Origin of the sequence: Mesobacterium hydrothermale (assembly GCF_035818635.1) — a bacterium.
Taxonomy (GTDB): Bacteria; Pseudomonadota; Alphaproteobacteria; order Rhodobacterales; family Rhodobacteraceae; genus Mesobacterium_A; species Mesobacterium_A hydrothermale.
On sequence record NZ_JAYLLH010000015.1, the window covers coordinates 24,360 to 47,835 of the forward strand.

Annotated in this window: 18 protein-coding genes; 5 read left to right on the forward strand and 13 right to left on the reverse strand. The window is 65.1% G+C overall.

Going from position 1 to position 23,476, the window contains the following annotated elements:
• Window positions 1-90: 90 nt before the first annotated feature.
• The 7 genes from ftsA to ftsY all read right to left on the reverse strand — a co-directional run bounded on the left by ftsA (window position 91) and on the right by ftsY (window position 7,185).
• The gene (gene ftsA, locus VK792_RS11720) at window positions 91-1,422 is read right to left on the reverse strand and encodes a cell division protein FtsA (protein ID WP_326297681.1); all 1,332 of its coding nucleotides are present in this window, start codon (window positions 1,420-1,422) and stop codon (window positions 91-93) included.
• Complete coding sequence (locus tag VK792_RS11725) at window positions 1,419-2,411, reverse strand: cell division protein FtsQ/DivIB (protein ID WP_326297702.1); 993 nt, start codon at window positions 2,409-2,411, stop codon at window positions 1,419-1,421. The genes ftsA and VK792_RS11725 overlap by 4 nt, the downstream gene beginning before the upstream one ends.
• Window positions 2,408-3,286 carry a D-alanine--D-alanine ligase gene (locus tag VK792_RS11730; RefSeq protein WP_435404845.1) on the reverse strand — a complete coding sequence of 293 codons (879 nt, stop codon included), beginning with the start codon at window positions 3,284-3,286 and terminating at the stop codon, window positions 2,408-2,410. Before VK792_RS11730 ends, VK792_RS11725 begins: the two co-directional genes overlap by 4 nt.
• A gap of 124 nt (window positions 3,287-3,410) precedes the next feature.
• Entirely contained in the window at window positions 3,411-4,334 is a 924-nt protein-coding gene (gene murB / locus VK792_RS11735) for a UDP-N-acetylmuramate dehydrogenase (protein ID WP_326297683.1), read from the reverse strand.
• A gap of 132 nt (window positions 4,335-4,466) precedes the next feature.
• The gene (locus VK792_RS11740) at window positions 4,467-5,069 is read right to left on the reverse strand and encodes an inner membrane-spanning protein YciB (RefSeq protein ID WP_326297684.1); all 603 of its coding nucleotides are present in this window, start codon (window positions 5,067-5,069) and stop codon (window positions 4,467-4,469) included.
• Window positions 5,070-5,097: 28 nt separating this feature from the next.
• Window positions 5,098-6,003 carry an EamA family transporter gene (locus VK792_RS11745; RefSeq protein ID WP_326297685.1) on the reverse strand — a complete coding sequence of 302 codons (906 nt, stop codon included), beginning with the start codon at window positions 6,001-6,003 and terminating at the stop codon, window positions 5,098-5,100.
• An 18-nt stretch (window positions 6,004-6,021) separates the two neighbouring features.
• Entirely contained in the window at window positions 6,022-7,185 is a 1,164-nt protein-coding gene (gene ftsY, locus VK792_RS11750) for a signal recognition particle-docking protein FtsY (protein ID WP_326297686.1), read from the reverse strand.
• Window positions 7,186-7,283: 98 nt separating this feature from the next.
• Here ftsY and VK792_RS11755 point away from each other — a divergent pair, with 98 nt between their 5' ends.
• The gene (locus tag VK792_RS11755; protein WP_326297688.1) at window positions 7,284-8,183 is read left to right on the forward strand and encodes a lytic transglycosylase domain-containing protein; all 900 of its coding nucleotides are present in this window, start codon (window positions 7,284-7,286) and stop codon (window positions 8,181-8,183) included.
• Window positions 8,184-8,189: 6 nt separating this feature from the next.
• Here VK792_RS11755 and VK792_RS11760 read toward each other — a convergent pair whose 3' ends face one another.
• Window positions 8,190-9,263, reverse strand: coding sequence for an Mrp/NBP35 family ATP-binding protein (locus VK792_RS11760; protein WP_326297689.1), 1,074 nt, complete (start codon window positions 9,261-9,263; stop codon window positions 8,190-8,192).
• Window positions 9,264-9,491: 228 nt separating this feature from the next.
• Here VK792_RS11760 and VK792_RS11765 point away from each other — a divergent pair, with 228 nt between their 5' ends.
• Window positions 9,492-9,707 (forward strand): DUF1127 domain-containing protein, encoded by a 216-nt coding sequence (locus VK792_RS11765; protein ID WP_326297690.1) that lies wholly within the window; start codon window positions 9,492-9,494, stop codon window positions 9,705-9,707.
• Window positions 9,708-10,129: 422 nt separating this feature from the next.
• Entirely contained in the window at window positions 10,130-13,291 is a 3,162-nt protein-coding gene (locus tag VK792_RS11770) for a valine--tRNA ligase (protein WP_326297691.1), read from the forward strand.
• Between the two features lie 85 nt (window positions 13,292-13,376).
• Here VK792_RS11770 and VK792_RS11775 read toward each other — a convergent pair whose 3' ends face one another.
• The 4 genes from VK792_RS11775 to metZ all read right to left on the reverse strand — a co-directional run bounded on the left by VK792_RS11775 (window position 13,377) and on the right by metZ (window position 18,937).
• Window positions 13,377-14,972 (reverse strand): 5-guanidino-2-oxopentanoate decarboxylase, encoded by a 1,596-nt coding sequence (locus tag VK792_RS11775; protein WP_326297692.1) that lies wholly within the window; start codon window positions 14,970-14,972, stop codon window positions 13,377-13,379.
• Between the two features lies 1 nt (window position 14,973).
• Entirely contained in the window at window positions 14,974-16,422 is a 1,449-nt protein-coding gene (locus VK792_RS11780; protein WP_326297693.1) for a TrkH family potassium uptake protein, read from the reverse strand.
• Window positions 16,423-16,543: 121 nt separating this feature from the next.
• Window positions 16,544-17,635 (reverse strand): GTP cyclohydrolase FolE2, encoded by a 1,092-nt coding sequence (gene folE2, locus VK792_RS11785; RefSeq protein ID WP_326297695.1) that lies wholly within the window; start codon window positions 17,633-17,635, stop codon window positions 16,544-16,546.
• 123 nt (window positions 17,636-17,758) lie between these two features.
• Window positions 17,759-18,937, reverse strand: coding sequence for an O-succinylhomoserine sulfhydrylase (metZ, locus tag VK792_RS11790; RefSeq protein ID WP_326297697.1), 1,179 nt, complete (start codon window positions 18,935-18,937; stop codon window positions 17,759-17,761).
• 271 nt (window positions 18,938-19,208) lie between these two features.
• On the opposite strand from metZ, the gene VK792_RS11795 reads away from it, so the two are divergent.
• Entirely contained in the window at window positions 19,209-20,132 is a 924-nt protein-coding gene (locus tag VK792_RS11795; RefSeq protein WP_326297698.1) for an alpha/beta fold hydrolase, read from the forward strand.
• Window positions 20,133-20,161: 29 nt separating this feature from the next.
• The gene (locus tag VK792_RS11800; protein WP_326297699.1) at window positions 20,162-20,836 is read left to right on the forward strand and encodes a glutathione S-transferase N-terminal domain-containing protein; all 675 of its coding nucleotides are present in this window, start codon (window positions 20,162-20,164) and stop codon (window positions 20,834-20,836) included.
• 78 nt (window positions 20,837-20,914) lie between these two features.
• Here VK792_RS11800 and VK792_RS11805 read toward each other — a convergent pair whose 3' ends face one another.
• Window positions 20,915-23,269, reverse strand: coding sequence for an ATP-dependent helicase (locus VK792_RS11805; RefSeq protein ID WP_326297700.1), 2,355 nt, complete (start codon window positions 23,267-23,269; stop codon window positions 20,915-20,917).
• Window positions 23,270-23,476: the final 207 nt, after the last annotated feature.

Here is a 23,476-nt window from a genome sequence, read left to right on the forward strand (position 1 = left end):
CGTCACGCGAAAAAGACCCATTTTGCACCAAATATGGCCGGTTTTTGCCTATTCTTCCGGTTATTTGGCGAATCTTTCGATATGTAGCGGTTACCAGTTATCCTTGAACCAACGAAACGCCCGCTTGAGCGAGCGGACCGGATACTTGTCGTGCGGGATTTCAAAATCCCACCATTCATCTTGCGGGTGTGCCGCAAACAGGCACAGGCCTACGGCGCTGGCAAAACCGGGGCCGGTGGCGGCCTGCGGCAGCCCATGGACACGCATCGGGCGGCCCAGCCGCACCTGCTGGCCCAGCACCTTGCTGGCCAACCCGTCCAGCCCGGGGATCTGGCTTGCGCCGCCGGTCAGAACGATCTGCTGGCTTGGCAGGTGATCGAACCCGGCCGCATCCAGACGCGCACGCACCTCTTCGAGGATTTCCTCGACCCGGGGGCGCATGATGCCGATCAGTTCCGCCCGGCTGACGGTGCGACGGTCGTGTTCCCAATCGCCGGTCTCGCCACCGATCTTGATCATCTCGCTGTCGTCGCGGCCGGTGGCGACCAGCCCGCCATAGAACGTCTTGATCCGCTCTGCCGTTGCCGCGGGCACTTGCAGCCCCATCGAAATATCGCCGGTGACGTGATCGCCCCCCATGCGGACAGAGTCGGTATAGATCATGTGCTTGCGCAAGAAGACCGATACGCTGGTGGCCCCGCCGCCCATGTCGATACAGGCCGCGCCCAGTTCCTGCTCGTCCTCGACCAGCGCCGAAATCCCCGACGCATAGGCAGAGCTGGCAATCCCAGCCAGTTCAAGATCACAACGCTTGACGCAATAGGCCAGATTCTGGATCGCCTGTGCGTCGACGGTGACCATATGCATGTCGGTCGCCAGCACCTGCCCCACCTGCCCGCGCGGATCGGACAGGCCGCTGCGGTGGTCCAGCGCGAAGTTCACCGGCTGTGCGTGCAGCACTTCGCGGCTTGGGCCGAAATCCGGCACATCGCAGGCCGAAAGCACCCGCGCCACGTCCTGTTCCGTGACCGCCGGCGACGAGATGTCCACCTGCCCGGCCAGACCATAGCTGCGCGGCGCCGCGCCCGCGAAACAGGCAATCACATGATCCACCCGGATCTGCGCCATTTTCTGCGCGGCCTGCACCGCGGTGCGGATCGCCCGTTCGGTTTCCGCCATCGTCGAGATCTCGCCGAAGCGCACGCCGCGCGACCGCGTCGTTGCCGCGCCGATCACCCGGAACCCGGACTGCCCCGCCAGCGAACCGACGCCATCGTCTTCGCGCTGGTCGGTGCCGTCGAAACGCAGCACAAGGCAAGCGATTTTCGAACTGCCCACATCCAGAATGGCAATGACACCGCGCTGCATCGCCGCCTTCCGCATGTTGCGCATTGCACGCTGGGACTCGTAAAGCTCGATCATCGCTGCTTCTCTCCAACCTCAATCGCCTTGATCCGCCACATTTCCTGTTGCGCAAAGTCCGTCATACGCAGCGTCGGGCGGTGCGGCAGCCGCAGATCCACGGCCACCAGATCGCGGGACAGCATGTCCAGCGCCTGATCCAGCGCGATGACACGCTCCAATGCCTGAACCGGATTTTCGTCTGGTAGAAGGATGCGCTGATCGCGGTCCAGCACCACATCCCAGCGCCTTGCACCGACCCGCACCAGCCCGCGCAGCCGGTCGCGCAGCGGATGCGCCGCCTCGATCAGCGCCAGCGCCTCGGGCACCGCAGCGGCCACCGTGGCCTGCGCCGCCAGCGCGCGGCTGACCACCTCGGGCGAGGTCTCCTGAAGTTCGGCGCGCGCCTGCTCGCCCTCGGCCTCGGCGGCGCGCAACATCTGAAGCGCCTCGGCCGCGGCCTCGCCGATCACCTCGCCGGCCATCACCGGCAGGTTCGGCCAATCGGTACGGTTGTTGGTCGGCCCGACCAGAACGCCGTCGATGTCAATCAGTTCCAGCCCCTCGCGGCCACGCCAGATGATCACCGGAATCCGTTCTTCCACGTCGACCTGAAGCACCCCGCCGGACTTGATCCGCACAGAGGCAGACTTGACCGCATCCAGTTCGGTGATCGTATCGCGCATTTTATCCAGGTTCAGATCGAAAGAACTCACCGGAAAATACAGCGGCAGGATTTCGCGGATATCTTCCGCCACCCCATCCGACGCGCCGTCAATCGCCATCAGCTTGACCATGAATTCCGGGCGCTGTTCGATCTTGGCGCGCAGGTCGCTGACCATCATGTTCAGCTCGTCGCGATGGCTCTGGTTGGAAAACCACAGCGTGCCGCCACCAAAGGCCAGCGCAAACGGCACGCCCACCCGCAGCACCAGCCGAAACAGCGGCGTCAGCAGCAGCCGCTGCATCCTGTACGCCATCCGCGACGGCGCGGGATCGTGGCGGGTCATCTGTTGCACGATGCGTCCTCCACCATCCAGGCGCAGAACTGGCCGAAGCTCATGCCGATCATTGCCGCCTGTTCCGGCGACAGCGATGTGGGCGTCATCCCCGGCTGGGTGTTGGTTTCCAGCAGGATCAGCCCGTCCAGCCCCTTTGCCTCGTCCCAGCGAAAATCGGTGCGGCTGACACCGCGGCAGCCCAGCGCCTGATGCGCCCTCAGCGCATAGTCAAGGCAGGCGGCGGTGATCTCCTCCGGCAGGTCCGCCGGGCAGACGTGACGCGAGCCGCCCGCCTTGTACTTGGCATCGTAGTCATACCAGCCATCGGTCAGGATATCGGTCACGCCCAGCGCCCGATCGCCCATCACGGTTGCGGTCAGTTCGCGCCCCGGCACGAAGGCTTCGACCATCACCACTTCGGGCATCTGGTCGTCCAGCTGCGGCGGACCGTTGGCCACGTCGTGCACCAGGTACACACCGACCGACGAACCTTCGTTATAGGGTTTCACGACATAGGGCGGGGCCATCAGGTGGCGCGCCGCCACCTCTGCCTTGCACGCCAGAACGCTGTCCACCACCGGCAGCCCGGCGGCGCGATAGACGTTCTTGCTGCGCTCCTTGTCCATCGCCAGGGCAGAGGCCAGCACCCCGGAATGGGTATAGGGCACACCCAACCATTCCAGCAGGCCCTGCACGCAGCCATCTTCGCCCCAGCGGCCATGCAGGGCATTGAACACGACATCGGGGCAAACGGCGCCAAGACGCGCCGCAAGGTCGCGGTCCGCGTCGATTTCGACAACCTCGAATCCTTCTGCCCTCAAAGCGGCGGCGCATTCACGACCGGATACCAGCGACACCTCGCGCTCGGCCGAGGGTCCGCCCATCAGTACCGCCACTTTCGGGAGTGTCCTGCTCGACATCCCAAAACTGCCTCAAATTCCCGGGCCATCGGCCCTTATTGTTATTGATTGCAACCTGCCTGTGGTTGCCGGGCGTTTGCCGCCCTTGTCACGGCGCCGGCTCACCGACGCGGATCACTTCCCACTGTAACTCTATTCCGCTGTGTTGGAAAACCTTTTTTCGCACCTCTTCGCCCAGCCCCTCGAGGTCGGCCGCCGTGGCCCCCCCGGTGTTGACCAGGAAATTGGAATGCTTCGGGCTCATCTGTGCCCCGCCCCGTACGGCCCCCCGCATCCCGGCCTCGTCGATCACCTTCCAGGCCTTCAGCTCGTGAGTGTCGCCGGCCTGGCCGGTCGACGAAAACCCCGCCGGGTTGCGGAACGTGCTGCCCGCGGTGCGCTCCCTGGTCGGCTGGGTTTCGTCGCGCTTGCGCAACTGGTCCTCCATCCGCGCATGCAACGCGTCCGGCACGCCCCCGGGCGCCTCGAACACCGCCTCGACGAGCACCCAACCCTCGGGCAATGCGCTCTGGCGATAGGCCAGGGCCAGATCCGCCGCGGGCAACGTCACCAGATCGCCTGTCCGCGTCACCGCCGTGACCTCGACCAGCACATCGGCGACATACGATCCGTAACAGCCCGCATTCATCCGCACCGCGCCGCCGATGGCCCCGGGGATCGTGCGCAGGAAGGTCAGGTCCAGCCCCGCATCCGCCGCCTTGCGCGCCACATGCGCATCCAGCGCCGCCACGCCCGCGCGCACCCGCCCCCCCTCGACAGAGATCCCGTTGAACCCGCGCCCCATGCGGATCACCACACCGCGAATGCCGCCATCGCGCACGATCAGGTTCGACCCGACCCCCATCGGGAACACCGGCACCGACGGCTCAAGCCAGGCCAGGAAGCCCTGCAAATCCGCCACGTCCGCCGGCTGGAACAGCCAGTCCGCCGGCCCGCCCACGCGCAGCCAGGTCAGCCCGGCAAGCTCCCGGTCCGGCGTCAGTACCCCGCGCACCTCCGGCATCTCGGTCATCACAGCCCCCATTCTTCCGCAGGCCGGTCCCGAAGCCCCCCCTGCCCCATCATCTTGCTCCAAATATCCTCGGGGGAGCGCGAGGGGGCAGACAGCCCCCTCGCTTCCCGCCCAGGACACAAGGCGCGGCGCTCAGTCCGCGGGATCGTCGATCCCGTAATCTCGAAACAACCGCGCCTGCGTCAGGAAGAACGCGAAGATTGCCGCGGTCAGCCCGAAGGTCTTGAAATAGACCCAGGTCTCGGTGCTCATCGTACGCCAGATCGCCTCGTTCAGCACCGCCAGCAGGAAAAAGAAGCCCGTCAGCCGGCGGGTCAGGATCATCCAGCCTTCCTGCTTCAGCGGCATCAGCCCTTCCATGACATAGGCCAGATAGCTTTGCCCGCGCAAAAGCCCCCAGCCCAGCGTCGCCCCGAACAGCAGATAGATCATCGTCGGCTTCATCTTGAAGAACCGGTCGTCGTTCAGCCAGACCGACAGCCCGCCGAAAATCACGACCAGCACCACCGTCACCACCTGCATCCGGTTCAGGTGGCCGGTCAGCTTCCACAGGATCCCCGTCGCGATCAGCATCACCGGGATGAACCCGGCGGTGACGACGATGAACCCTTCGTAGTCGGTTCCGCCGATGGTAAAGACCCGCTCCTTGAGCCAGATATAGGCCACCAGGAAGCCCACCACCGGACCCATCTCCAGCGCGGTCTTCACAAGCGGGTTGATCGGTTTGCCTGCCATGTCGTCCTCCGTTTGCGCCTATATGGCCCTATCGCCCGCCAAGCTCAACGATGACCGCGCCTGCCGCGATCAACGCCATCAGGGCAATCCGTCGCGGCCCCACGGTTTCCTTCAGCACCAGCCAGCCGATCAGCGCGGCAAAAACGGTCGAGGTTTCGCGCAGCACCGCCGCTTCGCCGACCTTGTCCAGCCGCGTCGCCAGCATCACCGCGCCAAAGCTGGAAAACGCCACCAGCCCGCCGATCACCCCGCGCAGCATCAACGGCCCCGGCGCCGGGCGCACCGCCATGTTGCGCCAGCGCAGCGCTGCGATCACCGGCATCACCAGGCCGTCGAGCATGAAAAACCAGGCAAGAAAGGTGAACGGATCGGCGGTGGCGCGGATGCCGTAGGCGTCGATCGTGGTGTAAAGCGCCACGAACAGCCCCGTCGCCACCGCCAGCGCCAGCGCGATGCCCAGCGTGTCCCGCGCGGCTTCAAGGAACACCATGTTATAGACCGCAAGCCCGAAAATCCCCGCCAGCAGCACACCGACCCCGACCCATTGCAGCGGGGCAAAGACCTCTCCGAACAGGAAATAGGACCCGATCACGGTGAACAGCGGCCCGGTGCCGCGCACCACCGGATAGACGACGGTATAGGCCCCCTTGGAATAGGCCTGCGCCTGCAACAGCTTGTAGGCAATGTGGATCACGAAGACGACTCCGAAGATCGGCCACATGTGCGGCTCGGGGAACGGCACGACGAAAAGCGCGAAAGGCGCGGCCATCACCGCATAGCTGATGTCGATCGCGCCCCGGCTGAGCCAGGGATCGTGCCGTCCTTTCTGCAACGCGCCGAACACCGCGTGCAGGAAGGCCGCCATCAGCGCCAGCCAAAGCGCCACCTCGCGCCCCGCCTCGGTCCCTTCGAGCGAGATCAGCCACGCTGTCATGGCAAGCGCGGCGTCCGGTCAGCCGTCATGATCCAGCCCGGTCAGGGCGGCGGCGAATTCCTCGGGGTCGAACGGGGCAAGATCGTCGATCTGCTCGCCCACGCCGATGGCATGGATCGGCAGGCCAAAACGGTCGGCCAGCGACACCAGGATCCCGCCCTTGGCGGTGCCGTCAAGCTTGGTCATCACAAGGCCCGACACGTCCGCCAGCTTGCGGAAGGTTTCGACCTGGTTGATCGCGTTCTGCCCGGTGGTCGCGTCCAGCACCAGCAGGGTGTTGTGCGGCGCTTCGGGGTCTTTCTTGCGGATCACGCGCACGATCTTGGCCAGTTCCTCCATAAGGTCCTGACGGTTCTGCAACCGGCCCGCGGTGTCGATCATCAGCAGGTCCGCGCCGTCGGCCTGCGCCTTGGTCATGGCAACAAACGCCAGCGACGCCGGGTCCGATCCTTCCGGCGCGGTCAGCACCGGCACCCCGGCGCGGTCGCCCCAGACCTGCAACTGTTGCACGGCGGCGGCGCGGAACGTGTCGCCCGCGGCGATCACCACCTTCTTGCCCGCGCCACGGAACTGGCTGGCCAGCTTGCCGATGGTCGTGGTCTTGCCCGACCCGTTCACACCCACCACCAGGATCACCTGTGGCGTCTTGGGATACAGCGGCAGCGGTCGCGCCACCGGCTCCATGATCCGGGCGATTTCGCTGGCCAGCAACTGCTTGATCTCGCGGGCCGACAGTTTCCGGCCCATCCGCCCCTCGGCCATGTTGGCGGTCACCCGCAGCGCGGTATCCACGCCCATGTCCGCCGCGATCAGCAATTCCTCGAGGCTTTCCAGCATCTCGTCGTCAAGCGTGCGGCGCAGCACCGGCCCGTCTTCGCGCCGGCCCAGCAGACGGCCAAGCAGGCCGGGCCTGGCGGTTTGCTGCGCAGGGGAAGCTGCCGGCGCAGGTTCAGGAACGGGCGTCGCGGCGCTTTCGGGCTTGGGCACGGGCGCGGGCTCTGCCGCCTTCGGCGCGGGCTCCGCAACAGTCGCAGCCTCAGGCACACCCCCTGGCGCGGCCTCTAGGACCTCCGGGTCCGCCGCCGTTTCCTCACCGCCCTCTTCGACGATGGCCTCCAGCCCCTCTTCCAGCTTGGACGAGGATTTGAACAAACGGGTCTTCAGTTTGCCGAAGAAGGACATGGGCAGGCTCTTTCATGGCTGTCATGTTCACCTAATACGCAAGCCAGGAAGATGAAAGAGTGAGTTGACCCATGCCCGCCACGCGGTATCACCGGGATATGCGTGTTCTGGCCCTTTTCCTGTTCCTATGGCCGCTTCTTGTGCCGATGGCCGCAACGGCCGAACCGGACCCTGCCTGCAGCAGCGGCAAATGGGGCCAGGTCCAGTGCATCCGCGCCGATCATTTCGTCTTTGACACCTGCCAGGCGCTGGAAACCTTCGCCACGCGCCACGCGCTTGACCCCGGGTTTTTCGCCCGGCTGATCTGGCAGGAAAGCCGGTTCGACCGCAACGCGCTCAGCCACGCCGACGCGATGGGGATCGCACAGTTCATCGCCTCGACGGCCGCACGGCGGGGGCTGACGGACCCGTGGAACCCGGCACTGGCGCTGGAACATTCCGCCGAATACCTGGGGGACCTGACCCGGCGGTTCGGGAACATGGGGTTGGCGGCGGTGGCCTATAACGGGGGCGAACGCCGGGCCGAAGGGCTGGTGGCCAAGACCGGCGGGCTGGCCAGGGAAACCGTCAACTATGTCCAGATCATCACCGGGCTCAGCGCCGAAACCTGGCGCGATTCACCGCCCGAAGCCCACGATTTCCGCCTGCAACCCGACAAGCCGTTTCGGCAGGCCTGTTACGACCTGGCCCGCGACCGCCGCATCACCGCCTTCCCGACGCCGAAACCGCCCAAGCCCCGCGTCAAGCCCTGGGGCGTGCAGCTGGCCTTTGGCACCAGCAAGGACAAGGCGCGCGCCGCCTATGCCCGCAAGACGCAAAGCTGCAAGGCGCTGCTGAAAGGGGAAAAGCCCGACCTGATCCATGTGCAGAACCGCGTGTCGGGGCGCGCCGGGTTCTACATGGCACGGATCGGGCGGGACAATCGCAAGGCCGCAGGCAACCTGTGCAGCCGGCTGAAAGCCGCCGGCTGCGTCTGCACGGTGTACCAGAACGACTGAGCGTGGCTATGCCAGCCCGTCCTTGATCATCCGGTCGGCCAGTTGGGCATAGGCCATCGCCACCGGGCTGTTGGTCGCGGCAATCGGCGTGCCGCCATCCCCGGCCAGCCGGGTGTCCAGGTCGATCGGCAGGCTGGCCAGCAGCGGCACGCCCATCTTCTGCGCCTCGGCGGCCACGCCACCATGGCCGAAGATGTGCGATTCATGCCCGCAGTTGGGGCAGGTAAAGCTCGACATGTTCTCGATCAGGCCAAGGATCGGGGTTTTCAGCGTTCCGAACATGTCGATCGCCTTGCGCGCGTCCAGCAGCGCCACGTCCTGTGGCGTCGACACGACGATGGCGCCATTGATGTCGGATTTCTGGCACAGTGTCAGCTGCACGTCCCCGGTGCCCGGCGGCAGATCGACGATCAGCACGTCCAGTTCGCCCCATTGCACCTGAGTCAGCATCTGCTGCAACGCCCCCATCAGCATCGGGCCGCGCCAGATCAGCGCCTTTTCCTCGGGCAGCATCAGCCCGATCGACATCAGCGTCACGCCATGCGCGGTCAACGGGATGATCGTCTTGCCATCCGGGCTGGCGGGGCGTTTGGTCTGACCCATCATGCGGGGTTGGCTGGGGCCGTATATATCTGCGTCCAGCAGCCCCACCTTGCGGCCCGCCCGCGCAAGCGCCACGGCAAGGTTCGACGACACGGTGGATTTGCCCACCCCGCCCTTGCCGGAACCGACCGCGATGATGTGCTTGACCCCCGCCGGGCGCATCGCGCCTTCCTGCGGCTTGGGATGGCCCCCGACCTTGAGCGACGGCGGCTGTTGCGGTCGCTTTGCCGGTCCATGCGCCGTCAGCACCGCCGACACGCTGGAAACGCCCGGCACCTCGGACACGATCTTTTCCGCCGCCTGGCGCAGCGGTTCCATCTGGCGCGCGATATCGGGCGACGGTGCCTCGATCACGAATTTCACCGCGCCACCTTCGACTGTGAGCGCTCGAATCATGTCGCGGGCGACCAAATCGCTTCCGTCGGGTAAAGCGAGGCGTTTGAGGGCAGCGGTGATGTCATCGCGCGAAACGGCCATGCCGGGTCTCCTTTTATTTTCTGCTGCAATAGGTGGCACGAAGCACGGGGAACGCAAGCCCAGTAGCACAATGCAAAGAGTTTTGACCGAAAAGTCTAAATATTAAGCAGCATTGCCATGCACTTGCTGCATGGCAGAATTGCGAGCGCGGGCATTGTACAGTCGCAGCATTTGATACATCTTAAACCCAACACAGCACAACGCGGCTTCGAACACAGGACGATAACCATGGCATACGCCACCCATACCACGATTTACCAAAGCGGTTTGGTTGCCCGCTTCGCGGCGCTGACCGCATGCTGGCGCGCCGAAAGCGCGCGCCGCAAGGTCTATCGCACCACCCTGCGCGAACTGCGCAGCCTGACATCCCGCGATCTGGCCGACCTTGGCCTCAGTCGCTCCATGCTGTCCTCGCTCGCATACGAGGCAGCTTACGGAAAGTAAGATTTACGGTTTCGGTTGACCCTCTCCTCCTCCCTTGGGTCAGCCGGATAAGGCGGCGGCGCTCTCCTCCTCCCTGCGCCCCGCCTCAAGTTCCGGAACCTTCCGGTTCCCAACATGTCCAGGCGCCTCTCCTCCTCCCAATGGCGTCCGGCATGAAATGGCGGCGGTGCTCTCCTCCTCCCTGCACCGCCGCCCCGAATTCCGGGGCATCTGCCCCACCACAGATCGGGCCTCCCTCTCCTCCTCCCTGGGATGGTTCGTGACTTGAGACGGCGGTGCCCACTCCTCCTCCCGGGCACCGCCGTTTTTTCGTTTTCAGCCCCCCCAAGACCCCGAAAACCCGCGCAGAGGGGGTTTTCCCCATGCCCCCCATTGGGTACAGCGATGCGGACAGAACCCATCCCGCGTGCGAGACAGCCCCGATGACCATGGACAAGACCTTTGACGCCACATCCGCCGAGGCGCGGATCTATGAAAAATGGGAAAACAGCGGGGCCTTCGCCGCCGGGGCCAATGCCAAGCCCGGCGCCGACAGCTATTGCATCATGATCCCGCCGCCGAACGTGACCGGCAGCCTGCACATGGGCCACGCCTTCAACAACACGTTGCAGGACATCCTGATCCGCTGGAAACGGATGCAGGGCTTTGACGTGCTGTGGCAGCCCGGCACCGACCACGCGGGCATCGCCACGCAGATGGTGACCGAACGCGAAATGGCCGCCAATGGCGAACCCAGCCGCCGCGAAATGGGGCGCGAGAAATTCCTGACCCGCGTCTGGCAGCAAAAGGTCAAGTCGCGCGGCACGATCATCGGCCAGCTGAAACGCATCGGTGCCTCCTGCGACTGGTCGCGCGAGGCGTTCACCATGGGCGGCGCCGACGGCGACCCGGACGCCGGCACCGGCGCGCCCAATTTCCACGACGCCGTGATCAAGGTCTTCGTGGACATGTACAACAAGGGGCTGATCTATCGCGGCAAGCGGCTGGTCAACTGGGACCCGCATTTCGAAACCGCGATTTCCGATCTCGAGGTCGAGAACATCGAGGTCGCCGGCCACATGTGGCATTTCAAGTACCCGCTGGCGGGCGGCGCGACCTATACCTATGTCGAAAAGGACGAAGACGGGAACGTCGTGCTGTCGGAAGAGCGCGACTACATCTCGATCGCCACGACCCGGCCGGAAACCATGCTGGGCGACGGCGCGGTCGCGGTGCACCCGTCGGACGAACGCTATGCGCCCATCGTCGGCCAGCTGTGCGAAATCCCCGTGGGGCCCAAGGAACACCGCCGCCTGATCCCGATCATCACCGACGAATACCCCGATCCGACCTTCGGTTCGGGCGCGGTCAAGATCACCGGCGCGCATGACTTCAACGACTATGGCGTCGCCAAGCGCGGCGGCATCCCCTGCTATCGCCTGATGGACACCAAGGCGCAGATGCGTGCCGACGGCGCGCCCTATGCCGACGCCGCCGCCATCGCCATGGCCGTCGCCAAGGGGGAACAGACCCTGACCGAAACCGAGGTTGACGCGATCAACCTGGTCCCCGACCACCTGCGCGGGCTGGACCGGATGGAAGCGCGCACCAGGGTTGTCGCGGAAATCACCGCCGAAGGTCTGGCAGTGATGACCCGCGCCGACGATCCGCGGCTGGGCACCAAGCTGGGCGAGGACGACGACCCAGCCGCCCCGGTGCCGCTGGTCGAGGCCAAGGCGATCATGCAGCCCTTCGGCGACCGGTCCAAGGTCGTCATCGAACCGATGCTGACCGACCAGTGGTTCGTCGACGCCGCCAAGGTCGTCGGCCCGGCACTGGACGCGGTGCGCGACGGCACGGTGAAAATCCTGCCCGAGTCGGGCGAGAAAACCTATTACCACTGGCTGGAAAACATCGAGCCCTGGTGCATCAGCCGCCAACTGTGGTGGGGCCACCAGATCCCGGTCTGGTATGGCTTTGACCTGTCCGGCGAAGGCTTTACCGATGACGAAGGCGACGGCGCGCTCGACATGGTCGAAATGAACCGACTGCTGGATGCGCAACGCCTGCTGGTGGGCGACGAACGTCACCACTCTGCGGCCGATTTCGACGCGGTAACCGCCCAGTTCAACGATGTTCTGGCCACCCTGCCGACGCCCCTGAACCACGCCCGCGTGGTCGAGGTCGCGGATCGCCAGACCGCGGTGCAGATACTGGCCGAAAGTCTGGCCACCTACGAATCCACGCAAGACCCGACCACGCTGGTCTACCCGGTCTGGCGCGACCCCGACGTTCTGGACACCTGGTTCTCATCGGGCCTGTGGCCGATCGGCACGCTGGGCTGGCCGGAACAGACGCCGGAGCTTGCGAAATATTTCCCAACCAGCGTGCTGGTGACCGGGTTCGACATCCTGTTCTTCTGGGTCGCCCGGATGATGATGATGCAGCTGGCCGTGGTGAAGGAAGTGCCCTTCGACACCGTTTACCTGCACGGCCTTGTCCGCGACGCCAAGGGCAAGAAGATGTCCAAGTCGCTGGGCAACGTGGTCGACCCGCTCGAGGTGATCGACGAATACGGCGCCGATGCGCTGCGCTTCTCCTCGGCCGCGATGGCGGCGCTGGGGGGCACGCTCAAGCTCGACATGAGCCGCATCGCGGGCTATCGCAACTTTGGCACCAAGCTGTGGAACGCCGCCCGCTTTGCCGAGATGAACCATGTCTTCGATGCGCATACGATGTGCATGGATTGTGCATATGTTGTGCCTGCCAAACAGACCGTGAACAAATGGATCCTCGGCGAAACCGCGCGGGTGCGCGAAACCGTCGATGCGGCGCTTGCCGAGTTCCGGTTCAATGACGCCGCCAGCGCGCTTTACGCCTTTGTCTGGGGCAAGGTCTGCGACTGGTACCTGGAATTCTCCAAGCCGCTGTTTGACTCGGAAGATGCTGACATCGTTCAGGAAACCCGCGCCACGATGGCCTGGGTCATCGACCAGTGCCTGATCCTGTTGCACCCGATCATGCCGTTCATCACCGAAGAGCTGTGGGAAACCTTGGGCTCGCGCGAAAAGATGCTGATCCACGCTGACTGGCCCACCTATCAAGCAACTGATATCGTTGACGAAAATGCAGATCGCGAGATGAACTGGGTGATTTCGGTGATCGAAGGCGTCCGTTCCGCCCGTGCCCAGATGCACGTGCCGGCGGGGCTTTACCTGCCGATGCTGGCGACCGAAATGGACGCCGCGTCCGACGCGGCCTGGGCCAATAACGAAGCGATGATCCTGCGCCTTGCCCGGCTGGAAGGCGTCACGAAAGTCGACGCCTTTCCAAAGGGTTGCGTGACCGTCGCCGTGGGCGGCGCGACCTTTGGCCTGCCGCTGGCCGACATCATCGACGTGGGCGAGGAAAAGACCCGGCTGGAGAAGACCCTGCAAAAACTGGGCAAGGAAATCGGCGGGCTGCGCGGCCGTCTGGGCAACCCGAAGTTCGCCGAAAGCGCGCCGGAAGAGGTGGTCGAGGAAACCCGCGCCAACCTGGCCGCCCGCGAAGAGGAAGAGGCCAAGCTGAAGGAAGCCCTGGCGCGCCTGGCGGAGCTGGGCTGAGCGAGAGCCGCGGAGAGAGGGGGCGCTGCCCCCTCTTGCCCGTTCCGGGCAATTCACCCCCGGGATATTTTCGGCAAGATGATGATCAGGGGCGTATCAGCGCCGGGGTGACGCGGATGACCGTGGGCGCAGGGGAGGTGAAGGCGGTCGTGATCGCCTTGACCAGGGAGTCGAGCGTTGCCGGTTCTGCCGCGTGGGCGCCGTAGGCGCGGGCCAGCGCAAGGAAGTCGGGATTGCGGGCGACCACGGCGTTGGGCGCGATCTGGCTGGCGACCATGCTGTCTTCGATTTCGCCCAGTTTTTCGTTGTTCCACAGCAGGATCGGCAGCGGCAGGCCAAGTTCGACCGCGGTGCCCAGTTCCTGGACCGTGTACTGAAACCCGTAGTCGCCGGCGATGGCGAGCGTCGGCTTTCCCGGGCGCGCCACCGCGCCGCCGATGGCCGCGGGCAACGCGTAGCCCAGCGTGCCGAAGCCGTAGGGGTGGTGCCAGTGGCCGGGGCGCGGCATGTCCCAGACCTCTTTCGCGGCATAGGCGAACTGGGTCATGTCCGAGAAGATCATCGTGTCTTCGGGCAGTGCGGCCTGCAGCGCCTTGGCGATGGGGACGATGCCCGGACGTTCAGCATCGGTTTCGGCCTGCCAGCGGGCGCGCGTGGCGGCGATGCCCTCGGGCGGCCAGCACGGCGGGCGATCGCCGGTGCGGGCGGCGATGGCGATGGCCAGAGCGTGCAGGAAGGTCGCGGCGTCACCGTGAATACTCATGTCCCCGTCGCGCAGCGCGGCCAGGTTTTCGGGGTCGATATCGACGCGGATCATCGGGCAGTCATGGCCCGGCGCATTGCGCCAGAGATCGACCTGGGACAGTTCGGTTCCCACCGCGACAACCAGGTCGGCCTGGGCCAGAACCGCCGCGCTGTCGGGACGCGCGAGATAGGCGCCAAAGTTCTGCGGATGGTCCGGGGGCACGATGCCCCGGCCGGCGTAAGTGGTGAAGGTGGCCGCACCGGTCTGTTCTAGCAGGCGTGGCAGCGCCCCGGCCCCGCCCCTCGCACCGCCCCCCAGCAGGAAGAGCGGCCTTTCGGCGGCCAGGATCGCGGTTGCGGCAGCGGTGATCTGGTCGTGGGTGGGGTGCGGCACGCCGGTCCGGACGGGGGGCGCGGGTGCGGGATCCGCAGGCTGGCCCAGCAGGGCGATCGGCACCTGGATGTGGCAGGGGCGCGCGCGGCGCGCGGTGAAATCGCCCAGGGCGCGGTCCACCAGCGCGTAGGCGGCTTTGGCGGTGCGGGCCTCTTCCGACCAGGCGCAGACGGTTCCGGCGGCGGCGCGCTGATCGCGCATCTGGTGCAGCTGGCCGCGATGGCTGGCGGTTTCATCAAGGCAGGAGGACAGCGCCAGCACCGGCACGCTGTCGGACCAGGCCTGCCCCAATGCCGTCAGCGCATTGCACACCCCCGGCCCGGTGATCAGGTAGCAGATGCCGGGCTTGCCCGAGGCGCGGGCATAGCCATCGGCCATGAACCCCGCCCCCTGTTCATGCCGGGCCAGGACATGGGTGATGCCGGCCTCTTCGATGCCACGGTAGAGTTCGACATTGTGAACGCCGGGAATGCCGAAGATGACCTCGGTCCCGCGCTCCTTCAGCATGTGCGAGATTTGCGCGCCCAGCGGTCTTTGTGTCATCTCAGGCCCTCCAGAATCGGATCGAGAACAGTGCCAGCACCGCCAGCAATTCCAGCCGCCCCATCAGCATCGCAAAGGACATCAGCCATTTGGCCGTGTCGTTCAGCCCGGCAAAGTTGCCCGACGGGCCAACCTGATCGCCCAGGCCCGGGCCGATGTTGGCCAGCGCGGTGGCGGCGCTGGACAGGGAGGTGATGAAATCGAGACCGGTCATCGCCAGCGCCACGGAAAACAGGCCCAGAAGCACCACGAAGAAGACGAAGAACGAGATCACCGACGACATGACATCGTCGCCAATGGGGCGGCCGTCGTAGCGGGGAATGAACACGCCATGCGGGGAACGGATACGTTTCAACTGGGTGCGGATCGAGGCGAACAGCAGCTGGTAGCGGAAGATCTTGACCGAACAGGCCGTCGATCCGGCGCAGCCACCAATCAGCCCGATGAAGAAAAAGACCGAAATCAGGAACGCGCCCCATTCCATGTAGTCGACGCTGGCATAGCCGGTGCCCGAGATGATCGAGGTGATGTTGAACAGCGCCTCGCGTACCGCCTGTTCGGGATGGTGCGGGAAAATCCACAAAAGCGTGACCGTGGTGCCCACGACCAGCACCGCGATGGTCCACAGGAACCCGCGCACCTGCACGTCCTGGAACAGCGCGGTGTGATGCCCGTTCAGCATCTGAACATACCGCACGAACGGCATCGCGGCGAGCAGCATGAAAACAGAGGCCACATATTCCGCCGGACCGGAGAAGGTGCCGAAAGAGGCATCGTAATTCGAGAACCCGCCGGTCGACACCGTGGTAAACGCATGCACCGTCGCGTCGAACAGGTTCATCCCGCACAGCACGTAGGACAGCACGCAAAGCAGCGTGATGGCGACGTAGATCGTCGAGATCGACGAGGCGATCTGCGTTGCGCGGGGCAGGATCTTGCCCATGGTTTCAAAGGCTTCCGAGCGGAAAATCTGCATCCCGCCGACCCGCAGTTCAGGCAGGAACACCATGGCGACGACGATGATCCCGATGCCGCCCAGCCATTGCAGCAACCCGCGCCACAGCAGAATGCCCTTGGGCAGGTCGTCGAGTCCGGAAAACACGGTGGAGCCTGTGGTGGTCATGCCCGACATCGCCTCGAAATAGGCGTCGGTAAAGCTCGCCTCGGTCGCGCCCAGCATGAAGGGGATGGCGCCGAACACCGGCAGCGCCGCCCAGACGCCTGTGGTCAGCAGAAAGGTCTGCTGCAACGATAGCCGATCTGTCAGGCTGCTGGAGGCGGCCAGCGCGGCAAGCCCGCCGATGAACATCGTCAGGATCGAGGCTTGCAGGAAGACGTGCCATTCGCCACGCCCCTCAGCCAGGTCGACAAGGAACGGCAACAGCATGGTCGCGCCCAGCACGGCGACCAGAAGGCCGATCACATAAATGACGGGTCGCAAATCGAACATGGCCGCAGCGTTGGCCCGTCACGCGAGGCAAGTCAAGCGCCCCCTGACCGAACCCGGCCCGGCCGCCCATTGGTGCGACCCGCCGTGCCCGGCCAGGGGGCTTTGCGTGGTGCGACGAGCCTTATCCGACGTGGAACAGCGACGCGAAAAGCCGTGGATCAAGGCTGTCGTTGGCGAAGGTCGGGCCTTCGGTCAGCACCGACACCGCATCGTGGCTGTGCAGGCTTTCCTGGTGGCTGGCCAGCACGCGAAAGTCGCCGACGCGGGGATCATTGGTCAGTTGCTCGGCAAACAGCCGGGCCGCGTCCTCGACAAAAATCGGGTTGGCGGCGTTCAGTTCGGCAAAGGCCTGTTCGTCCTCGCGCTTGACCATGACCTGGGTTTCGGTCGGCACCGCGCGGCGGCACATGTCGATCACATCCTCGAACCACAGGCAGGCGCCGTCCTTCACCTCGACCGAGACGCGCGCGACGGACCGCTGCGAATGCGGCGTGGCCAGTTGCCCCCGGGTGCGGCGCGCGTGTTCGGACAGTTCCAGCGAACAGGGGCAGGTCGAGCTGTAGACGAAATCGAGATGCAGGATCTTGCGGCGTACGCCGTCGGTTTCGACCAGTTCCAGCGCGATGTCGTAATACTGATACCCCGACAAGCCAGAGCGCAGGCTGTCCACCTTGACCGGGAAGGAAAACCGCATCGCGATCCGCGCGTCGAAACTGCCAAGATCGGACTTGTAGTCGTCCAGCGCCGCCTCGATCACGCCAAAGCTGAAGGTCTTGTCGGCATGGGCATAAAAGCTACGCATGATGCGCGACATGTTGATGCCCTTCTTGTCCGCCTCAAGGCTGACGGTACCGGTCACGCTGGTTTCCAGCGTCAGATCGCCATTGTCGCGGGTGCGATACCGCACCGGCAGACGGAAGTTGGAAATGCCCACGTGCTGGATCGCGCGGTTTTCCCCCCGGATCAGCGATGACGGGCCGTTCTGCAAATCCGGCAAACCGGCCTTGTAGGCCGCATCGACGGAAAACCCGTGCGGATAGTCGCGCGACAGCAGCGGGTACCCGTCCGCCGACAACAGCCGCGCCACCGCCGGGTCAAGCGCGGCAATCTCTGAATCCTGCGCCTTGCCGGCCCACTGGCGCAGCAGCGCCAGCGCGGCCTCGGCCTCTTCCTGGCTGGGTTTGCGGTCGATCTCGGGCGTGTGCATGTTCATGTCATTGGCCCCCTTGGCCGTCTTCGTCCTACCGTACTTAGGAAACTCCGCGGGGAATTTCCATTTCTCGTAAGGTAGTACGCCAAGAACGGCATGTCGGATGACTTTTTCCCAAACGACCTGTCAGAGTCGGTCCAGCGCCTGCACAACGTCTGCCACCAGATCATCGGTGTCTTCAATCCCGACCGACAAGCGGATCAGCCCGTCCGAAATCCCCAGCCCCGCCCGCTGCTCTGGTGTCAGGCGCTGGTGCGTGGTGGTGGCCGGATGGGTCGCAATGGATTTTGCGTCGCCCAGGTTGTTGGAAATCAGGATGATCTCCAGCGCGTTGCAGAAGGCAAAGGCCGCGTCCTTGCCGCCCTTCAGTTCAAAGGCCACCATGGTGCCGCCCGCCCCAAGTTGCCGTCGCGCCAGGTCATATTGCCCAAAGCTTGGCAGCCCCGGATAGCTGACCCGCACAACCTGCGGATGGCCTTCGATCGCTGTCGCAATCGCGCCGGCACTGGCTGCCTGCGCCCTTACCCGCAGGTCCATGGTTTCCAGCCCCTTCAGCATGATCCAGGCGGTAAACGGGCTCATCGAGCCGCCCGTGTGTTTCATGTAGGGTTCGACCGTGCCGCGGATGAAATCGCGCGTTCCAAGGATCACACCGCCCAGCGCGCGCCCCTGCCCGTCGATATGCTTGGTGGCAGAGTAGACCACGACATCGGCCCCCTGCGCGATGGCATCGGAAAAGACCGGGGTCGAAAACGCATGATCGACGACCACCAGCGCGCCCGCCGCGTGCGCAATTTCGGCAACACCTGCGATATCCACCAGTTGCAGCGTCGGGTTGGCCATGGATTCGAAGAATACCGCCTTGGTTCCCGGTTTGACCGCCGCGCGCCAGGCCTCCAGATCGGTGCCGTCGACGAAATCGACCTGCACCCCGAACCGCGGCAGGATGTCCTCCAGGATATACAGACACGACCCGAACAGCGCCCGTGCGGCGACGACATGATCGCCTGCGCGCAGCACCGAAGTCAGCGCCCCGTTCACCGCCGCCATGCCCGACGCGGTGGCAAACGCATCCTCTGCCCCTTCGTAAAGCGCGATACGTTGTTCGAACATCGCCACGGTCGGGTTGCCGTAGCGGGCATAGATGTATTCATCCGGCCCCGATTTCAGGAACCGCGCCTCGGCCTGCTCTGCGCTGTCATAGGCAAAGCCCTGCGTCAGGAAAATCGCTTCGCTCAGTTCACCCCACTGGCTGCGCTTGGTGCCGCCGTGGACAAGGTTCGTGCGCTTGCCGCGTTTCGTCATGGTCGTACCCTCCGGGCCGCCCCTTTCGGCCCATCAAAAAAGCCCCGTCCGGCCAAGCGAAAGGGGCTTTCGTCTGACCTCTTTAGCGGCATGTTTTCCGACAGGTTCCCCTGCCGAGTGGCCCGCAATCCGGTAACAAATCGCCACGTGCGCCTGCGATAAGCCGTCGCAGGCAACAGGTCAAGCCGTCATCGTCGCGTCACCTTGGCGTCACCTGTTCGCAGAATTGCCGGTGTAGGCAGTCCCCAATCACAGGCCAGCGGGGGCGAAAATGGCAGTGATCCAGGTCTCAAGCGGGCCGGACGGCCCGATGCCGTTCACGACGTCAGAGCGCCTTTCGCACACGCTGCAACGGGGGCTCGCACCGACACGCGGTCCGGTCACGGTGATGATTCATGGTTACCGCTACGGCCCCGGGGCGGGGGGGGATTGTCCCCATCGTGCCCTGTTCGACCCGACAGGCACGCTGGCGCCTGTCCGCGGCCAAAGCTGGGCACGCAAGCTCGGGCTCGATGCCCCTGATCGCCTCGGGATCGGCTTTGGCTGGAACGGGCTGTCGACGCTGCCACAGGCGTTCGTGCAGGCAGGCCAGGCGGGCGCCAATCTTGCACGGCTGGTGCGCCTGATCCGCCAGTTGGCCCCGGACCGGCAAATCCAGCTGATCGGCCATTCCATGGGCGCGCGCGTTGCACTGGCCGCGCTGCCGGCACTCGGCCCCGAGGATGTCGGCCGGATCGTCCTGCTGACCGGCGCAGAGTTCACCCAAACCGCCCGCGCCGCGCTGACAAGCCCGGCCGGACGCAGCGCGACGGTTCTCAACGTCACCAGCCGCGAAAACGACCTGTTCGATTTTCTGACCGAATGCCTGTTGCCCGCGCCGGCGCGCGGCGACCGGGTCATCGGGGCGGGTCTGGCAGCGCCAAACGTCATTGACCTGCAACTCGACCATCGCGACGCGCTCCACGCCCTCAGGCGCCTGGGCTTTGCCATCCCGGCCGAACCGAAACGCATCTGCCACTGGTCGACCTATCTGCGCGACGGGGTTTTCCCGCTCTACCGCGCGTTCCTGGACGATGACCTGCCGGCGGCGCTGCTGCGGGCGGCGCTGCCGGACAGCCACGACCCGCGCTGGTCACGCCTGTTGCCACACCTGCCCGCCCCGCCAGCCTTGCCGTTTCGTCCGAAACCGACATGATGGGCGAAAAGTCCAGCAAGGCGCAGCCCATGACCCAACCCATCGATCTGTATTACTGGCCCACGCCGAACGGCTGGAAAATCTCCATCGCGCTCGAGGAAATGGGCCTGCCCTACACGCTGCATCCGGTTGCCATCGGCAAGGACGAACAGTTTGCACCCGATTTCCTCAAGGTTTCCCCGAACAACAAGATCCCCGCGATCATCGATCCCGACGGCCCCGGCGGCCAGCCGATCTCGATCTTCGAATCCGGCGCCATCCTGAACTACCTTGCCCGCAAAACCGGACAATTCGGTGCCAGCGATGCCCGCCACCAGGTCGAGATTGACCAATGGCTGATGTGGCAGATGGGCGGCGTCGGCCCGATGGCGGGGCAAGCCCACCACTTCCTGAAATACGCCCCCGAAGACCTGCCCTACGCCAGGCAGCGCTACGTCAACGAAGTCGCGCGGCTCTACCGGGTCCTCGACAACCGCCTCTCCGACCGCCGCTTCATTGCCGGCGACGCCTTCACCATCGCTGACATGGCGACCTGGCCCTGGGCCTCGCTTTGGGAAGGGCAGAACCAGACCCTGGACGACAAGCCCCACCTCGCCCGCTGGCTGGAAGAGGTCTTTGCCCGCCCCGGCGTTCAACGCGGCCGCGCGGTGATGAAAGATCGCCGCAACGACCCGAAACCGGACCGTTACGGCAAACGCCTCTGACCCTTTCATCTTTCCCGAAATACTCCGGGGGTCCGGGGGCAGCGCCCCCGCAGCCGCCGCAGGCGGCTCACGCAGCTGTCAGAACGGCACGTCATCCGCCCCGACAAGGAACCGCGCGACAACCTTCTTGGTGCCGGCCTTTTCGAATGCGACTTCCAGCTTGTCGCCCTCGATCCCGATGATGACGCCATAGCCGAATTTCTGGTGGAACACGCGCTCGCCCATCTCGAAGGCCGAGGCGGCGGTGATGTCGATCACCGACCCCTTGCTTTCGCGCGGCTGACTGACCGGGCGGTCGGCGACCCGCGCCTGCATCCGTTTCCAGCCCGGCGAGTTGTAGACATTGGCCTCGGCCACCCGCGCCTCGATCCCGCTGGCCACCCCACCGCCCATGCCCGCCGCGCCATAGCCGCCGCCATAAAGCCCCGGGGGCGTCAGCACCTCGACGTGCTCGGCGGGCAGTTCGTCGATGAACCGTGACGGCAAAGACGATTGCCACTGGCCGAACACCCGGCGGTTGGCGGCGAAGGAAATCGTGCAGACCTCCTCGGCCCGCGTGATACCGACATAGGCCAACCGCCGCTCTTCCTCCAACCCCTTGACGCCGCTTTCATCCATGCTGCGCTGCGACGGGAACAGGCCGTCCTCCCAACCCGGCAGGAAGACGGCGGGAAATTCCAGCCCCTTGGCCGCGTGCAGGGTCATGATGCTGACCTTGGCGCCGCCGTCGTCGGTTTCATTGTCCATGACCAGACTGACATGTTCCAGGAAGCCTTGCAGGTTCTCGAAATTCTCCAGCGCCTTGACCAGTTCCTTGAGGTTTTCCAGCCGGCCCGGTGCCTCGGGCGTCTTGTCGTTCTGCCACATCTCGGTATAGCCGGATTCGTCCAGGACGATCTCGGCCAGGTCCATGTGGCTGGTCCCGGCATCGCCGGTCATCCGGCCCCAGCGGGCCAGATCGACGATCAGCTTGCCCAGCTCCTTGGCCCCCTTGCCCTTGATCAGCCCCTGTTCGACAGCCAGCGCCGCCCCGTCGACAAGGCTGACGCCATTGGCGCGGGCCACGGTCTGGATGGTCTGCTGCGCCTTGTCGCCCAGCCCGCGTTTCGGGGTATTGACGATGCGTTCGAACGCCAGGTCGTCGCTCGGCGACACCACCAGCCGGAAATAGGCCATGGCATCGCGGATCTCCATCCGCTCGTAAAACCGAGGACCGCCGATCACCTTGTAAGGCAGGCCGATGGTCAGGAACCGGTCTTCGAAGGCGCGCATCTGGTGTGACGCACGGACAAGGATCGCCATGTCATCCAGCGACATCGGGCGCAGACCGCGGCTGCCCGATTGCATCGCCTCGATCTCGTCGCCGATCCAGCGCGCTTCTTCCTCGCCATCCCAATGGCCGATCAAGCGGACCTTCTCGCCCTCTTCCGCCTCGGTCCAGAGCGTCTTGCCAAGGCGCCCCTTGTTGCCCGCGATCACGCCGGACGCAGCCGCAAGGATATGCGGGGTCGAGCGGTAATTCTGTTCCAGCCGCACCACATGGGCGCCTTCGAAATCCTTTTCGAACCGCAGGATGTTGCCGACCTCGGCGCCGCGCCAGCCATAGATCGACTGGTCGTCGTCGCCGACGCAACAGATGTTGCGGTGCCCGCCCGCAAGCAGCCGCAGCCACAGGTACTGCGCCACGTTGGTGTCCTGGTATTCGTCGACCAGGATATACCGGAACCAGCGCTGGTAATTCTGCAAGATGTCCGGGTGGGTCTGGAAGATCGTGACCACATGCAGCAGCAGGTCGCCGAAATCAGCGGCATTCAGGTCTTTCAGCCGCTGCTGGTATTCGGCGTAAAGCTTCGGCGCCTGGTGGTTATAGGCGCTGGCATCGGCGGTGGGCACGCGGTCGGGCGTGATAGCGCGGTTCTTCCAGCCGTCGATCAGGCTGGCCAGTTGCCGCGCGGGCCAGCGCTTGTCGTCGATCCCCGCCGCCTGCACCAGTTGTTTCAGCAGGCGCAGCTGGTCATCGGTGTCGAGGATGGTGAAATTCGATTTCAGCCCCACCAGTTCGGCATGGCGGCGCAGCAGTTTCACGCAGATCGAATGGAAGGTGCCGAGCCAGGGCATGCCTTCGACGGTTTCGCCCAGCATCCGGCCGACGCGCATCTTCATTTCGCGTGCAGCCTTGTTGGTGAAGGTCACGGCCAGGATTTCGTTGGGCCGCGCCCGGCCGGTGTTCAGCAGGTGCACGATCCGCGCGGTCAGCGCCTTGGTCTTGCCCGTCCCCGCCCCCGCCAGCATCAGCACCGGGCCGTCGAGCGTTTCGACCGCCTGTCGCTGCGCCGGGTTCAGCTCGTCCAGATAGGGGGCGGGCCGCGCGGCCATGGCGCGGGCGGAGAGGGAGGCGGACTCGAAGGCGTCCATTTCGTCGAAGGTGCTCATGGCGTCAGACTAGCCTGTTTGGGACCCGAGTTAAAGAATTGTTCACACTCTGTTCCGTTTGGCCCGGTATCGGATCGCTTGCGCGGTCCGACCGGTGGGGGGGGGGGGGGGCCACCCCCCCCCCCCCCCCCGTGCGCCCTCGTCACAAATGAAACGTGAGGCCTCTGACATGACCATCAAACTTCATTGCTTCGGGGAATCCGGAAA

Coding starts and splice junctions, on each gene's coding strand:
- ftsA (WP_326297681.1), bottom strand. CDS start 1,422: ATGATCGAGCTTTACGAGTCCCAGCGTGCAATGCGCAACATGCGGAAG.
- VK792_RS11725 (WP_326297702.1), bottom strand. CDS start 2,411: ATGACCCGCCACGATCCCGCGCCGTCGCGGATGGCGTACAGGATGCAG.
- VK792_RS11730 (WP_435404845.1), bottom strand. CDS start 3,286: ATGGGCGGACCCTCGGCCGAGCGCGAGGTGTCGCTGGTATCCGGTCGT.
- murB (WP_326297683.1), bottom strand. CDS start 4,334: ATGACCGAGATGCCGGAGGTGCGCGGGGTACTGACGCCGGACCGGGAG.
- VK792_RS11740 (WP_326297684.1), bottom strand. CDS start 5,069: ATGGCAGGCAAACCGATCAACCCGCTTGTGAAGACCGCGCTGGAGATG.
- VK792_RS11745 (WP_326297685.1), bottom strand. CDS start 6,003: ATGACAGCGTGGCTGATCTCGCTCGAAGGGACCGAGGCGGGGCGCGAG.
- ftsY (WP_326297686.1), bottom strand. CDS start 7,185: ATGTCCTTCTTCGGCAAACTGAAGACCCGTTTGTTCAAATCCTCGTCC.
- VK792_RS11755 (WP_326297688.1), top strand. CDS start 7,284: ATGCGTGTTCTGGCCCTTTTCCTGTTCCTATGGCCGCTTCTTGTGCCG.
- VK792_RS11760 (WP_326297689.1), bottom strand. CDS start 9,263: ATGGCCGTTTCGCGCGATGACATCACCGCTGCCCTCAAACGCCTCGCT.
- VK792_RS11765 (WP_326297690.1), top strand. CDS start 9,492: ATGGCATACGCCACCCATACCACGATTTACCAAAGCGGTTTGGTTGCC.
- VK792_RS11770 (WP_326297691.1), top strand. CDS start 10,130: ATGACCATGGACAAGACCTTTGACGCCACATCCGCCGAGGCGCGGATC.
- VK792_RS11775 (WP_326297692.1), bottom strand. CDS start 14,972: ATGACACAAAGACCGCTGGGCGCGCAAATCTCGCACATGCTGAAGGAG.
- VK792_RS11780 (WP_326297693.1), bottom strand. CDS start 16,422: ATGTTCGATTTGCGACCCGTCATTTATGTGATCGGCCTTCTGGTCGCC.
- folE2 (WP_326297695.1), bottom strand. CDS start 17,635: ATGAACATGCACACGCCCGAGATCGACCGCAAACCCAGCCAGGAAGAG.
- metZ (WP_326297697.1), bottom strand. CDS start 18,937: ATGACGAAACGCGGCAAGCGCACGAACCTTGTCCACGGCGGCACCAAG.
- VK792_RS11795 (WP_326297698.1), top strand. CDS start 19,209: ATGGCAGTGATCCAGGTCTCAAGCGGGCCGGACGGCCCGATGCCGTTC.
- VK792_RS11800 (WP_326297699.1), top strand. CDS start 20,162: ATGACCCAACCCATCGATCTGTATTACTGGCCCACGCCGAACGGCTGG.
- VK792_RS11805 (WP_326297700.1), bottom strand. CDS start 23,269: ATGAGCACCTTCGACGAAATGGACGCCTTCGAGTCCGCCTCCCTCTCC.